The 13,622-nt window shown below is 68.8% G+C and carries 13 protein-coding genes; 7 read left to right on the top strand and 6 right to left on the bottom strand.

Features of this window, described 5'->3' with window-relative positions; genetic code table 11:
- Positions 1-146: 146 nt before the first annotated feature.
- Positions 147-1,166: a polyprenyl synthetase family protein gene (locus AB7O82_RS23040; RefSeq protein WP_428553545.1), complete on the bottom strand. Its 1,020-nt coding sequence runs from the start codon at positions 1,164-1,166 to the stop codon at positions 147-149.
- A 64-nt stretch (positions 1,167-1,230) separates the two neighbouring features.
- Between AB7O82_RS23040 and AB7O82_RS23035 the strand changes: the two genes are divergently transcribed.
- From AB7O82_RS23035 to AB7O82_RS23025, 3 genes are read left to right on the top strand one after another with little or no spacing between them, the layout of a single operon-like run.
- The gene (locus AB7O82_RS23035) at positions 1,231-1,974 is read left to right on the top strand and encodes a tRNA1(Val) (adenine(37)-N6)-methyltransferase (protein WP_428553542.1); all 744 of its coding nucleotides are present in this window, start codon (positions 1,231-1,233) and stop codon (positions 1,972-1,974) included.
- A gap of 25 nt (positions 1,975-1,999) precedes the next feature.
- Positions 2,000-2,827, top strand: a complete 828-nt coding sequence (locus AB7O82_RS23030; protein ID WP_428553540.1) for a S49 family peptidase — start codon at positions 2,000-2,002, stop codon at positions 2,825-2,827.
- A gap of 9 nt (positions 2,828-2,836) precedes the next feature.
- Complete coding sequence (locus tag AB7O82_RS23025; protein ID WP_428553537.1) at positions 2,837-3,289, top strand: YybH family protein; 453 nt, start codon at positions 2,837-2,839, stop codon at positions 3,287-3,289.
- A 111-nt stretch (positions 3,290-3,400) separates the two neighbouring features.
- On the opposite strand, the gene AB7O82_RS23020 is transcribed toward AB7O82_RS23025, so the two are convergent.
- The 4 genes from AB7O82_RS23020 to AB7O82_RS23005 form a co-directional block, all read right to left on the bottom strand.
- Positions 3,401-4,387: a DUF1835 domain-containing protein gene (locus tag AB7O82_RS23020; protein ID WP_428553534.1), complete on the bottom strand. Its 987-nt coding sequence runs from the start codon at positions 4,385-4,387 to the stop codon at positions 3,401-3,403.
- A 23-nt stretch (positions 4,388-4,410) separates the two neighbouring features.
- Positions 4,411-5,346: an N-carbamoyl-D-amino-acid hydrolase gene (locus AB7O82_RS23015; protein WP_428553531.1), complete on the bottom strand. Its 936-nt coding sequence runs from the start codon at positions 5,344-5,346 to the stop codon at positions 4,411-4,413.
- Between the two features lie 168 nt (positions 5,347-5,514).
- On the bottom strand, positions 5,515-6,363 hold the full coding sequence (locus AB7O82_RS23010; RefSeq protein ID WP_428553529.1) for an NAD-dependent epimerase/dehydratase family protein: 849 nt from the start codon (positions 6,361-6,363) through the stop codon (positions 5,515-5,517).
- A gap of 71 nt (positions 6,364-6,434) precedes the next feature.
- On the bottom strand, positions 6,435-7,661 hold the full coding sequence (locus AB7O82_RS23005; RefSeq protein ID WP_428620262.1) for a Zn-dependent hydrolase: 1,227 nt from the start codon (positions 7,659-7,661) through the stop codon (positions 6,435-6,437).
- A 101-nt stretch (positions 7,662-7,762) separates the two neighbouring features.
- Here AB7O82_RS23005 and AB7O82_RS23000 point away from each other — a divergent pair, with 101 nt between their 5' ends.
- From AB7O82_RS23000 to AB7O82_RS22985, 4 genes are all read left to right on the top strand, one after another.
- Entirely contained in the window at positions 7,763-9,943 is a 2,181-nt protein-coding gene (locus AB7O82_RS23000; RefSeq protein ID WP_428620260.1) for a protein-disulfide reductase DsbD family protein, read from the top strand.
- 9 nt (positions 9,944-9,952) lie between these two features.
- Positions 9,953-10,591 (top strand): redoxin domain-containing protein, encoded by a 639-nt coding sequence (locus AB7O82_RS22995; protein ID WP_428550912.1) that lies wholly within the window; start codon positions 9,953-9,955, stop codon positions 10,589-10,591.
- A 153-nt stretch (positions 10,592-10,744) separates the two neighbouring features.
- Positions 10,745-11,740: a DUF3500 domain-containing protein gene (locus AB7O82_RS22990; protein WP_428550910.1), complete on the top strand. Its 996-nt coding sequence runs from the start codon at positions 10,745-10,747 to the stop codon at positions 11,738-11,740.
- 207 nt (positions 11,741-11,947) lie between these two features.
- Positions 11,948-13,018, top strand: coding sequence for a hypothetical protein (locus tag AB7O82_RS22985; RefSeq protein ID WP_428550907.1), 1,071 nt, complete (start codon positions 11,948-11,950; stop codon positions 13,016-13,018).
- Positions 13,019-13,335: 317 nt separating this feature from the next.
- On the opposite strand, the gene AB7O82_RS22980 is transcribed toward AB7O82_RS22985, so the two are convergent.
- Positions 13,336-13,622 (bottom strand): TOBE domain-containing protein (locus tag AB7O82_RS22980; RefSeq protein ID WP_428620259.1); only part of this gene is annotated, 287 nt, incomplete at its 5' end.

Genomic DNA, 13,622 nt, shown 5'->3' with positions numbered 1-13,622 from the left:
CTTGACGGTCGCGAGCACGCCGGCACACTTCCGCGCGACGGGCGACAATGCACCCTCACTCACCTTCACATCGTCCCCCAAAACGAGGCAATGTCCACTTGACCACGGGTAGGAAGTCCTCCCCAACAGAGTTGGGGAGGAGAATGCTAATGCGCGCGGTCGATGGCGAAGTCGACGGCTTCCAGCAAGGCGGCCTTGAGGTCGGAGTCGGGGAACAGGCCGAGCGCGTCGCGCGCCATGGCGCCATAGTGACGGGCCCGTTCGAACGTGTCGGCGAGCGCGCCATGGCGGTCGATCAGGGATTGCGCCCGCTCGAGATCGCCGGCCTGCTGGTCGAGCGTCTCGATGGTACGCTTCCAGAACTCGCGCTCCGAGGCGCGACCGCGCAGGAAGGCCAGGATCACCGGCAGGGTGAGCTTGCCCTCGCGGAAATCGTCGCCGACGGTCTTGCCCAGCTGCGCCTCGCGGCCGGAATAGTCGAGCGCGTCATCGACCAGCTGGAAGGCGATGCCGAGGTTCATGCCGAAGCTCTCGAGCGCCACGCGCTCCGGCCCATCGCGACCGGCGACCATGGCGCCGACCTCGGCGGCGGCAGCGAACAGCTTTGCGGTCTTGGCCTTGATGACCTCGAGATAGGTCGCCTCGGGCGTGCTGATGTCGCGCTGGCTGGTGAGCTGCAGCACCTCGCCCTCGGCGATGGTCGACGAGGCGCGCGACAGCACGCCCAGGATGTCGAGCGAGCCCACCTCGACCATCAACTCGAAGGCGCGCGTAAACAGGAAATCGCCGACCAGCACCGAGGCCTTGTCGCCCCACACCGAGTTGGCGGTCGGCTTGCCGCGCCGCAGCGCGCTCACATCGACCACGTCGTCATGCAGCAGGGTCGCGGAATGGATGAACTCGACGCAGGTCGCGAGCTTGATGGCTCGCTCGTCGGTCGAGGCATGGCCGCACAGCCGGGCCGCTGCCACCGTCAGCAGCGGACGCAGCCGCTTGCCCCCGGCGCCGACCAGATGGGTGGCGAGCTCGGGGATCAGCGCCACCGGCGAACGCATGCGCACCCGGATCTCGCGATCGACCTGCGCCATGCTGTCGGCACACAGGGCGAGCAGTGGATCGAGGGTCGGCGCCTTGCGCTTGCCTTCGAGGGAGACGACGGTAGCCATTTCCGCAGGATAGTGCCTCGGGCCGCCCGCTTGTTGCGACACGATGTCGTGACATGATCACAGCATGGACCATACCAGTGCCGCGACTCGGGGCCTCACGGAGGATCGGCTGCTCGGTGGCCGCGTAAAGTTATTGCAGCCACGGCGCGGTTACCGCGTAGCCATCGACGCCGTGCTCCTGGCCGCTGCCATCGAAGCTGTGCCCGGTGCCCGCGTGCTCGACCTGGGCGCCGGCGTCGGCGCGGTCGGCTTGTGCCTCGCGGCGCGTGTGGCCGGCTGCAGCGTGCTGGGCGTCGAGCTGCAGGCGGAGCTGGCCGGGCTGGCCGAGCGCAGCGCCCTGCTGAACGGCCTCGGCGACCGCGTCCGGACGATCGTCCACGACCTGGTCCAGGACCTGCCGCAGGGACTGGGGCCATTCGACGTGGTGGCGACCAACCCGCCCTATCTTCCGGCCAGCGTCGCCGATCCCTCGCCCGACCGCAGCAAGGCGCTGGCCACCGTGGAATCGAGCGCCGACCTCGCACGCTGGCTCGCCGTGGCCTGCAGGGCGGCACGCCCCGAGGGCAGCCTGATCATGATCCACCGCGCCGACCGCGAGGCCGAGATCGTCGACCATCTGGCGCGGTTGGGCTGGGGCGACATCACCATCAAGCGCCTGCCGCCGGCGGCGCGCGTGCTGGTGCGTGCGCGCCGCCATGACGGGCTCCTGCGACGCGACTCGCCGGCGCTGCTTCTGCACGGCCCGTCGGGCGGGTACACGGCGGAGGCGGAAGCCATCCTGCGCCACGCCGCCCCGCTTGCCTTATGACCTTTTGCACCGCATGAGTGCCGGCATGTTGGGTTGGCTGAAGGATCGTTTTCGGCGCGGGCCGGTCGTGCCGGTCGTCCGCCTCTCGGGAATCATCGCCTCCGGCGGCATGCTCGGCCCCCGCGCGCTGTCGATCGAATCGGTGGCACCTCTGCTCAAGCGGGCCTTCGACATGCGCGGCGCCCGGGCGGTGGCGCTGGCGATCAACTCGCCCGGCGGCTCGCCGGTCCAGTCGGCACTGATCGGCCAGCGAGTCCGCCTTCTCGCCGACGAGAAGGGGCTGAAGGTGATCGCCTTCGTCGAGGACGTCGCCGCCTCGGGCGGCTACTGGCTCGCCTGCGCCGCCGACGAGATCATCGTCGATCCGAGCTCGATCGTGGGCTCGATCGGCGTGATCAGCGCCGGCTTCGGCTTCCAGGACCTGATCGCCCGCATCGGCGTCGAGCGGCGCGTCTACACCTCGGGCGAAAGCAAGTCGATGCTCGACCCGTTCCGCCCCGAGAAGGCGGAGGACGTCGATCGGCTGAAGCGCCTGCAGTCCGAGATCCACGACGGCTTCAAGGACTGGGTGCGCGTGCGCCGCGCCGGCAAGCTCAAGGGCCCCGAGACGACGCTGTTCACCGGCGAGTTCTGGACCGGCCGCCGCGGCCTCGAATACGGATTGGTCGATGGCCTCGGCGAGCTGCGCAGCACGCTGCAGGCGCGCTACGGCGCCAAGGTGCATCTGCCGATGATTGGTCCGCGTCGCCGGCTGCTGTCGCGCTTCGGCCTCGGCGCCGGCATCGAGGCGATCGGCCCGGCGACCCTGGCCGCACTCGAGGAGCGGCTGCACTGGCAGCGCTACGGACTATAGGAGTACGCGATGAACCTGCTGAGCCCCGTGCATCCCGAGGACCTGGCCGCCGTGCGCGCCTGGTTCGACAAGCTCGCGAGTCATTGCCGGGCGGTCGACTACGCCGGCGCGCGCGATCTGTTTGCCGAGGACATGATCGCCTTCGGCACCTTCACCGACTTCATGACCGGGCGCGAGCGCGCCGAGCAGAACCAGTGGCGCAACGTGTGGGGAACGATCCGCAACTTCCGCTACGACCTCGACAAGATCGAGGCCATCGTGTCCCCCGACCGGCTGATGGCGGCGGGCATGGGCGTGTGGCAGTCGGACGGCTTCCATGCCAACGGCGAGCGCTTCGACCGGCCCGGCCGCACCACGGTGACCTTGAGCCGCAAGGCCGTCGGCGATCCGTTCGTCGCCACCCACACCCACATGTCGCTGTTCCGCGGCACGCCCGACCAGAGCTTCGGCAAGTTCGGCTGACCCAGCTCGGTCGACGGAAGTTCTAAATCTTCCGGACCGCGAGCGTCCCGCTCGCTCATGAACCTGAGCGAGCGGGACGCTCGCGCGGTCCGGAAGAGCATGACGAAGGGCTCAATGTCCTCCCGTCGTGTGACCGGCGCCGGGATCCCAGCGCCAGCCGGGCGCGCCGGCGCCGACCGGGATTCCGCCGACCCAGCGACCCGCCGGCCGCTCGGCCTGCCAATCGCGTCGGCCGTCGAGCAGCGCCTTTCCGATCGGCGTCAGCCGAATCACGCGGCGGCGCCAGGCGAGCCGGCGTGTCGAGCCGTGAACCGCGATCGGCGGCCGCGGTGCGGCGAGCAGGTCGCGCACGATCGACCAGAAGAAGAGGTCACCCATGTAGGGGAGCGGATCGCGCGCCTGGGTGTCGTTGAACAACTCCACCGGCGTGCGCGGGCCGTTCAGCAAGCTGACCAGGATCAGGCGCTCGGTGAGCGCCAATCCGTCTGTCGTCCACGGCAGCTCCTGCAGGTGCCGCCTGAGCGCCGCGCCGAGAAACGGCAGGGCGCGCAGGTCAGCGCCCAGCAGCGCCTCGATGTGCTGCGGCGAGTCGGCGCGCAGGGCCGCCAGGGCTCGGGCGCCGAGCGCGAGCTGGCGGCGACCGACCGGCTTGCGCTGCGACCACAGCCCGGCGAGCTGCTCGGGCGCGAGCTGGCCCAGGCCGATGAAGCGCGCGATTCCAGGGAAGCGATCGATGCAGACGAGCTCCACCCTGGGCAACGTCGGGCGCGCCGCGAGGCTGGCCAGCACGCGGACCAGGCACGCCTGGTCGTAGAGATCGTGCTCGAACCACAGAATGATATGGTCGTAGCGGGACGCCAGCCGGCCGAGCCGGCTATAGGCCTCACCCATCTCCTGGCGCACCGAGTCGTATGGCAGGCCGGAACGATCGGCGACCAGCCGGGCGCGACCGGACAGCCAGGAACCGAAAGCCGCCCCCGGCCCGAGCCAGATCGGATCGGCGAACGCCAGATAGTCGCCTTCGAGGCCGACTTTGCGCAGCTTCGCCTCGATGTCGTTGCCACAGCGCACATGGACGCGCATCTGGCGGCCCCTCAAGGTGGCCTCCTTGTGGCGGCCCCTCATGGCGGATCGACGGCACCCTTGCGCTCGACGATCAGGCGATACTGGTCGGGCTGGCGGTGGACCGCAAAGTTGAAGGTCGTGCGCTTGTAGCTGCGGCCGGCATCGAGGTTGCAGCGATGCACGATCAGCTCGTCGCCATCGCCGGCGGCACGCGCCACCACCTTGCCCGAGGGTGCCACGATCATGCTGTCGGCGAGCGAGGGTACGCCTTCCTCGGCGCCGCCTTTGGCGACGCCGACCACCCAGGTGCCGTTCTGGTAGGCGCCGGCCTGCATCGAGAGCTGGTTGTGGAACCACGAATGCTCGTCGTGATCGGGCGACGGCGCATTGTGCAGCGGCGTGTTGTAGCCCAGCAGCACCATCTCGACATTCTGCAGGCCCATCACGCGATAGGTCTCAGGCCAGCGCCGGTCGTTGCAGATGCACATGCCCATGTTGCCGCCGAAGGCGCGCCACACCGGGAAGCCGAGATTGCCGACCTCGAAGTAGCGCTTCTCGAGATGCTGGAACGGCCGCTCCGGCTCGTGCTCGGCATGTCCCGGCAAATGGACCTTGCGATACTTGCCGACGATCGTGCCGTCGCGCTCGACCAGGATCGAGGTGTTGAAGCGCCGGACCGTGCCGTTCTCGTTGACGAGCTCGGCGTAGCCCAGGCAGAAGCCCATCGACAGGCGCTTGGCCTCGTTGAACAGCGGCGCCGTCTCGTTCGACGGCATCTCCTGCTCGAAGAACGAATCGATTTCGGCCTGGTCGGTCATCCACCAGCGCGGAAAGAACGTGGTCAGCGTCAGCTCGGGAAACACCACCAGCTCGCAGCCCATGCGCCTGGCCTCGCGCAGATGGGCGATCAGCCGCTCGACCACGTCGCGGCGGCTGTGGCTGCGCTGGATGGGGCCCATCTGCGCGGCCCCGACAGTCAGAAAACGCGTCATCGTCACCTTCCCCGGTGATTATTGCCGCGGATGGGAGAGGCTCCAAGTGTTTAGGTGTCGACGTAGGGAAGAGCCCGCTGGGAGCGCGCCACGCCGATGTTCCCTTTCCTTGCCGACCACACATCCCATGAGCGCCATCGGAGTGGCGCGCTCCCAGCGCATGAGGACCTACGGCCCGGCGCGCTCGACCTTGTTGGTAAATTCGAGCGAGCAGAAGCTGCCGCCCTGGAAGGCGTCACCCACCGCATCGGGACCGATCCTGGCCTGCTCGGCCTCGGCGTGGGCGCGATGCTCCTCCGACTTGCCGGTCGGTCGATAGCCGAGCTCGCTCGCCCGCGCATTGTCCCACCACGCGGTGGCGTTGTCCGACGCGCCGTAGAGGATCTCGAAACGGATGTCGGGATGATCCAGGCCGATGCGGATCAGCTGCACCAGATCCTCGGGCAGCAGCCAGATCGCCAGCCGGCGCACGTCGAGCGGGCGCGGCCCGACATTGCCGATGCGCAGGCAGGTCACGATCATGCCGTGCTTGTCGGCATAGAGCGCGCCCACCGCCTCGCCAAACGCCTTGCTGACGCCGTAGCGGCTGTCCGGCCGCACCGTGACGTCGGTGCCGATGCGCCGCTTGCGCGGATAGAAGCCGACCGCGTGGTTCGACGAGGCGAAGATCACCCGCTTGACGCCGGCCTGCCGCGCCGCCTCGAACAGGTTGTAGCAGCCGATGATGTTGGACTGCAGGATGGAGTCCCACGGCCCCTCGACCGAGTAGCCACCGAGATGAATCACGCTGTCGGCGCCCTCCACGGCAGCGGCGACCTCGTCCGGCCTGGCGAGATCGGCGGCCACAAACGTCTCGCCGGGCTGCAGGTCCTTCGGCTCGACCTTGTCGCTCAGGATCAGGCCGGGATAGATCTTCGCCAACAGCGGCCGGATCATGGTGCCGATGCCACCGGCCGCACCGGTGAACACGATGCGGCGCGATTGAGGGCTGGGCGAAGGATTGTCAGCTGCGGCCATTTCTGTTTCCTCCTGCAAGGCTGCGGTAGCGCTCGAGCGAGCGTGCAAGATGCTCGTGCATCGCTATCGCCCTACGACGCCTCCGCCAGCTCGACCATCAGGTTGAGCAGGACCTGCGCGCCGGCGGCGAGGTCGGCGGCGTCCGTATGCTCCTTGACGTTGTGGCTGAGGCCCGCGACCGAGGGCACGAAGATCATCGCCGTGGGACAGAGCCGCTGCATCATCTGGGCGTCGTGGCCGGCGCCCGAGGGCATGCGGCGCGTGCTGAGCGACAGGGCGCGGGCGTGGTGCTCGACGCGGTCGACGAGCGCGGCATCGAAGATCACCGGCTCGAAGCGCGCCAGCACCTTGCTCTCGACCTCGACGCGCTCCTCGCGCGACACCTCGGCGATGTGGGCCGCGACGGCCGCTTCGGCCTGCTTCAGCTTCTCCTCGTCGGTGTTGCGCAGGTCGACGGTGAAGACCGCACGATTGGGCACGACGTTGATCAGGTTCGGCCGCAGCGACAGCGCGCCCACCGTGGCCACCTGGTTGCCGCCCATCTCCCAGGCAAGCCTGCGCGCGAACAGGTTGACCGACGCCGCGAGGTATCCTGCGTCGCGGCGCAGTCGCATCGGCGTCGTGCCGGCGTGGTTGGAGACGCCGGTCACCGTGTACTCGGTCCACGAGATGCCTTGCACGCTCTCGACCACGCCGACCTGCACCTTCTCCTCGTCGAGGATCGGCCCCTGCTCGATATGCAGCTCGACGAAGGCATGCGGCCGTACGGCGCCCGGCCGCGCCGCGCCGAGGTAGCCGATGCGGCGCAGCTCGTCGCCGACCGACCGGCCATCCTTGTCGGCGGCGGCATAGGCCTCGTTGAGGCCGAGGCCGCCGGCATAGACCAGGCTGCCCATCATGTCGGGCTGGAAGCGCGCGCCTTCCTCGTTGGTGAAGAAGGCGACGGCAATCGGCCGGCGCGTCGTGATGCCGGCGGCGTTCAGCGCCCGCACGACCTCGAGCCCGGCCAGCACGCCGTAATTGCCGTCATAGCGGCCGCCGGTACGCACCGTGTCGATGTGGCTGCCGGTCATGACCGGGGCCACCGTCTCGCGGCCGGCGCGCAGGCCGATCACGTTGCCGATGGCGTCGACCTGGACGGCGAGCCCGAGCGCCTTCATCCAGTCGACCACGAGGTCGCGGCCGGCCTTGTCCTCGTCGCTGAGCGCCAGTCGCGCGCACCCGCCACCGTCGATGGCGCCGATCCCGGCCAACGCATCGAGCGCCCCAAGCAGGCGCCCTTCATCCAAACGCACCATGATTCGGACCTTAATGTGTCCGCCGGGGGACGGCAAAATATCACGCCGCCTTGATCGGGATTGCCTTGCCAGCGCTCGGAGCCAGGGTCACTTACTACGCAATGTCGCGTATCCTCGCCCTGCTGCTCGGCCTGCTGGTGGCGTTCCCCGCCTTCGGCCAGTCGCCTGCCTCCGGCGACACGGTCGTGCAGACCGACAATGTCCGCGCCGAGCTGCTGGCCGACGTCGCCGCGGTGAAGCCCGGCGAGCCGTTCTGGGTCGGCCTGCGCCAGATCATCCGGCCGAAATGGCACACCTACTGGAAGAACCCGGGCGAGTCGGGCCTGCCGATCGAGATCCGCTGGACGCTGCCGGACGGCGTGAAGGCCGATCCGATCGTCTGGCCGACGCCGCGCCTGTTCGATGTCAGCGGCATCATCAATTACGGCTTTCAGGACGAAGCCATGCTGCTGGTGCGCATCGTGCCGCCGGCAAACCTCGAGGGCTCGTCGCTGGCGATTGTCGCCGATGCCAACTGGCTGGTCTGCGAGGACGTCTGCATTCCCGAGGAGGCCAGGCTCTCCCTCGCCCTGCCGACTGCTCCGGCATCCACTCCGGCGCCGCCGGCGACGCGCGCGATCTTCGACAAGGCGCGGCAGAACGTGCCGACCGAAAGCCCGTGGCCGGCGCGTTACGGTGTTGCCAAGTCAGGGGATCCAACACTCGTCGTCGAGGCGCGCGGCCTGAAGCCCGACACGATCCGCGACGTCTACTTCTTCCCGGCCGAATGGGGACCGATCGCCAGCATGGCGAAGCAGAGCGCCAGCATCGGCGCCGACGGCATCCGCATCCCCCTGAAGCGCGGCGACGCCAAGGCGGCCCTGCCGGAGCGGCTGGCCGGCACCCTGGTGCTGACCGAGAAGACCGGCGGTGGCGAGGTCCAACAGGCGTTCGACGTCTCGGCAAAGCTCGATCCCGCCTTCGTGCCGGCGCCATCGCTCGGCGCGTCGTTCGCCGCCGCGGAGGGCATCGATAGGCTTTCGCTGACGCAGGCGCTGCTGTTCGCCCTGCTGGGGGGCCTGATCCTCAACCTGATGCCCTGCGTGTTCCCGGTGCTGGCGATGAAGGCGGCCGCCTTCGCGCGCCTGGCCGGCCATGCCCGCAGCGAGATGCGGCGCGACGGCGTTGCCTACACGATGGGCGTGCTGTCGTCGTTCGCCGCGATGGCGGCAATCGTCGTCGGCCTGCGCAGCAGCCTCGGCGAGGTGAGCTGGGGTTTCCAGTTCCAGTCGCCGGTCTTCTCGCTGCTGATCGCCTACCTGTTCTTCGTCGTCGGGCTCAATCTCTCCGGCGTGTTCGAGATCGGCGGCCGCGTCGCCGGCGCCGGCCAGGGATTGGCCGCGCGCGGCGGCACGACCGGCGCCTTCTTCACCGGCGTGCTCGCGGTCGTCGTCGCCACCCCGTGCACTGCGCCCTTCATGGCGGCGGCGCTGGGCTTTGCGCTCAGCCAGCCCGCACCGCAGACCGTGGCCGTGCTGCTGGCAATGGGTCTCGGCCTTGCCCTGCCGTTTCTCGTGCTGTCGTTCTCGCCGGCCCTGCAGCGCCTGATGCCGCGGCCCGGCCCGTGGATGGACCGGCTGCGCCAGTTCCTCGCCTTCCCGATGTACGCCTCGGCGGTATGGATGATCTGGGTGCTGACCCAGCAGACCGGCGCCGACGGCGTGCTCTACGCGCTGGGTGGCATGGTCCTGATCGCCTTCGCCATCTGGCTCCTGCGGCTGGGCAGCGGCACTCCCCTCAAGCTTGAGAAGGGGCCGGCGACCTGGCTGCGGCGCGGGCTTGCCGCGGCGGCCGTGCTGCTGGCGCTCGCGGCGACCCTCAGGCTCGACGACGGCCCGGCCACCGCCGCCTCGGCCTCCGGCGGCCCGACGACAGGCGTGAGCTTCGAGGGCTGGGAACGATATTCGCGCGAGCGGGTTCAGCAGGCAGTCGCCGCGGGCAAGCCGGTGTTCGTCGACTTCACCGCGGCCTGGTGCATCACCTGCCTGGTGAACGAGCGGGTAGCGCTGGAAACGCCCGCCGCGCGCCGCGCCTTTGAACAGGCGGGCGTCGTGAAACTGAAGGGCGATTGGACCAATCGCGATCCCGAGATCACAACTTCGTTAAAGGAACTGGGACGTGCCGGCGTTCCACTCTATCTTTTCTGGCCCCCGGGCGCCGAGCGGCCGAAGATCCTGCCGCAGGTGCTCACCGAATCGCTGATCCTCTCCGAGCTTGCTTCGCTTCAGCAGGCCAAACGATAGGAGACCGTCATGTCGAGCATCATCATCCGACGTCGTGACCTCGTTCTCGCCGGCGCAGCCGCGGCCCTGGCACCGGCGGCGGCGTTTGCCGCGAGCCCGGATATCGGCAAGCCCGCACCGCTCTTCACCGCCGTCGACAGCAACGGCAAGACCTGGTCGCTGGCCGACCTCAAGGGCAAGATCGTGGTGATCGAAACGACCAATCACGACTGCCCCTACGTGCGCAAGCACTACAACGCCAGGAACATGCAGACGCAGCAGCGCGAGGCGGCAGCCAAGGGCGTGGTCTGGCTGACCTCGGCCTCGTCGGCGGCCGGCGAACAGGGCCACGTCACGGCCGCGCAGGCCAACGACATCGTCAAGCGCCTCGACGCGGCCCCGGCTGCCGTGCTGCTCGACCCGCAAAGCAGGATCGCCAGGGCCTACGGCGCCACGGTGACGCCGCACATGTACATCATCGATGCTGCCGGCACGCTGGTCTACAAGGGCGGCATCGATTCGATCCCGTCGTCCGACGTCGCCGACATTCCCAAGGCCAGGCAGTATGTGCGAATCGGCCTCGACGAGGTGATCGCCGGCAAGCCGGTCAGCAACGCCTCGACGCGGGCCTACGGCTGCACCTTGAAGTATCCACGCACCTCCTCCTGATCGGGCTGCCGTGGGCGCCCCATGCCGCACGACGGCTGGCATTCCCACGATCATTCGGATGGCCATGATGGGCACCCGCATGCCCATCACGGGGGTACGCATGATCATCATCATGGGCGGCCGACACATCACAAGCGTCCGACCCGGCGACTCGTGCTGGCGGCGGCGAGCTTCCTGCCGTTCGGCGGCGCCAGTGCCCAGACGGTCGATGCCGGGCAACGCATTGCCGAGCAGGCCAACCGTTTCCTGGCGTTACTCGAGGAGGGCCAGCGCCGGCAGGTCCTGATCGCCTTCGACTCGGGCAACCGTCTCGACTGGCACTACATCCCGCGCAGCCGCTCCGGCCTCGGCCTGGGGGAGATGAGTCCCGCACAGGCCGAGGCGGCGCGCGCCCTGTTCGCCACGGTGCTGAGCCAGCGGGGCCTGGACATGCTCGACGGCGTGCGCCTGCTCGAAGGCGTGCTGCGCGAGCAGCAGGGCAGCTTCCGTGATCCCGGCCGCTACTTCGTCTCCATCTTCGGCATGCCGGGCAGCTTTCCGTGGGGCTGGCGCTTCGAGGGCCATCACCTGTCGCTCAACGTTACCCTGCCCGCGCCCGACCAAATCTCGGCAACGCCGTTCTTCATCGGCGCCCATCCCGCCACGGTGCGCGACGGCTCTCACAAGGGCTTCCGCCTGCTTGGCGCGGCCGAGGATCTGGCGCGCCAGGTCATGGCCAGTCTCGGCGACGCGCAACGGCGCACCGCACTGATCGCCAATCGCTCGTTCGGCGAGATCGTGGCGAGCCCACAGCGCGAGCAGGATCTCGGCCAGCCGCGCGGCCTCGAGCTGTCGGCGATGAATGCCACGGCGCGCGCCCGCATCGAGGCGCTGATGGATCGCTTTCTCGGCACGCTCGCGCCCGATCTCCTCGCTGCCCAGCGGCGCCGCGTCCTGGAGCAGGGGCTGGAGCGCTTCCGCTTCGCCTGGGCGGGCTCACTCGTGCCCGGCGAGGCGCATTACTTCCGCGTGCACGGGCCGGTGACCTTGATCGAGCACGACAATACGCAGAACGGCGCCAATCACGTCCATTCGGTGTGGCGCGACCTCGCCGCCGATTTCGGTCGCGATGCGCTCGCCGACCACTACCGCCGGCAACCTCACCGCTGAGTGACGGCCGCCACGTCGGTGCGCGCGGCGCGGCGCTGTGAAAATGGGCGTCGTGCGGTACGAATCTCATCGCCGGGAGCGCGACTCCAACGCATTCTTCAAGGAGAATGAGAGCGTTCCATATGCGAATGCCCTGCGCTTCGCCGCGGGGTACGCGGTTGAACGACAGGATGATATTCTCAGCAGTTCCTCTAGTGAGCCAACCCGGTGAGCTGGCGAAAGCAGGCAGCCTACTACGCTCTCCTGACCGCCCTGGTCGTGGCGGCCGTCGAGCTGCTGTCGGCGGCCTTCCTGTACCTGCAGCACAGGGACCGGATCGGCGCGGCGGCCGGCCGCGCGATCGGCTCGCCGACCCTGGAGGTCCTGCGCCAGGCCTGGGCCGTGTTGTTCCCCGAGCCGTCCTACACCCGCATGGTGCGGATCCCCGACGGCTTCTTCGTCGACGACGCGGAGCAGGGCTATCGCGCCAACCCCGGACGTTACGTGTTTCGCTACATCCGCCAGCGCGACGGCAAATCCGGGCACATCGATACCGTCGTGTCCATCAGCCGCGACGGGACGCGCTTCACCGGCAACGCGCCGGCCAGCCCGCAACGGCAGATCTACGTCATGGGCGACTCCTTCGTGTTCGGTGACGGCGTGAACGACCGGCAGACCTTCGCCTTCCTGCTGCAGACCGCGTTCTCCCGCGACGCCGTGCATCTGCACGCCCTCGGCGGCTACTCCTGGGCCAATGCGCTGGTAACGCTAAGGCGTCTCGAGGATCGGATCGCGGCCGACGATGTCATCGTCCTGGGCTACGCCGCCTACTACAAGGAGCGCCACGTCGCCGCGCCGGCCAGGCTGCGCAGCATCCGGGACTGGATGGCGACCAGCTTCCCCAACGTCGAGCCGTCGGCCAACGACAGGCTGCTCCGCGCCCGGCTCGACGGCGCCGATCGGCTGGTGCTCGACACTATCCCCATGCATTGCCGCTTCAACGCGGACTACTGCGCGAGCCCCGAACCGAGCGCCGAGCATGTCGATAAGGTCTCGATCGCGCTCTTGCGCGCGATCGCAAGGACGACGAAGGCCAAGGTCTACCTGCTGCACATGTTCGGGCCGAAGGACGACCCGGTCCTCGCGAATCTGCCTGCCACTGTCGAGCTGATCGCGGCGACGCCGGCGGACTTCAGCTACGCCATGCGCGACGACGTCATGGGCTTCGACGATCACGGCGGCCCGTACTGGCACTACGCAATGTTCATGCGCCTGAAGCAGGTCCTCGCGGTCGATTGAGGCGATCATTTTCCTCCCCCGTCATCAGGAGAGGTGCCCCGTCATACGGGGCGGAGGGGAAGGCCCCAGACAAGGTGCTTCACATCCCGGCGTCAGAATCTGAAGAAGGCCGGACTGAGGCTCTCCCCCTTGTGTCCGGCCAATGGCGCTGTAAACAGCGCCTAATCGGGCCGCCTCCCCGATTACGGTCCGATTGCGGGGGAGACACTCGGCACTCCCCGGCGTGCACCACGATGCTGAGATCGGGGCGGTGCCCGCCCCGATCTTCTCAGGAGCGATATGAGACGCGTCCACTCCGTAGTGACAGAGCTGGTGCATCAGCCATCCGCGATGCGTTTGCCGGTGCCCGTGTCGAACAGGTGCAGATGACCGGGCTCGGCCTTGAAGCGGCGCTGCTCGCCGGGTCTCGCGAGGACATGGCCGGACTGGCGCACGGTCACCAGCTCGCGCGCCTCGCCGTAGCGGCCGTGCAGCAGGGTGTCGGCGCCGAGCGGCTCGGCCAGCTCGACGTCGAAGGCGAGCGGGCCGTCGTCGGCGGGATGGAGATGCTCGGGCCGGATGCCGAGCGCGACCGGCGTGCCGGCCGCCGCCGCCGTCGCCCGGC

The organism is Reyranella sp., assembly GCF_050185545.1.
Lineage (GTDB): Bacteria > Pseudomonadota > Alphaproteobacteria > Reyranellales > Reyranellaceae > Reyranella.
Note: the sequence above shows the minus strand (reverse complement) of the source record. Positions and strands in the feature narration are given on the sequence as shown.

Bases quoted from the DNA above. Each gene is read 5' to 3' on its own strand.
- AB7O82_RS23035 (WP_428553542.1), top strand. From the start codon at position 1,231: ATGGACCATACCAGTGCCGCGACTCGGGGCCTCACGGAGGATCGGCTG.
- AB7O82_RS23000 (WP_428620260.1), top strand. From the start codon at position 7,763: ATGTCGCGTATCCTCGCCCTGCTGCTCGGCCTGCTGGTGGCGTTCCCC.
- AB7O82_RS23040 (WP_428553545.1), bottom strand. From the start codon at position 1,166: ATGGCTACCGTCGTCTCCCTCGAAGGCAAGCGCAAGGCGCCGACCCTC.
- AB7O82_RS23015 (WP_428553531.1), bottom strand. From the start codon at position 5,346: ATGACGCGTTTTCTGACTGTCGGGGCCGCGCAGATGGGCCCCATCCAG.
- AB7O82_RS22995 (WP_428550912.1), top strand. From the start codon at position 9,953: ATGTCGAGCATCATCATCCGACGTCGTGACCTCGTTCTCGCCGGCGCA.
- AB7O82_RS23005 (WP_428620262.1), bottom strand. From the start codon at position 7,661: ATGGTGCGTTTGGATGAAGGGCGCCTGCTTGGGGCGCTCGATGCGTTG.
- AB7O82_RS23025 (WP_428553537.1), top strand. From the start codon at position 2,837: ATGAACCTGCTGAGCCCCGTGCATCCCGAGGACCTGGCCGCCGTGCGC.
- AB7O82_RS23030 (WP_428553540.1), top strand. From the start codon at position 2,000: ATGTTGGGTTGGCTGAAGGATCGTTTTCGGCGCGGGCCGGTCGTGCCG.
- AB7O82_RS23010 (WP_428553529.1), bottom strand. From the start codon at position 6,363: ATGGCCGCAGCTGACAATCCTTCGCCCAGCCCTCAATCGCGCCGCATC.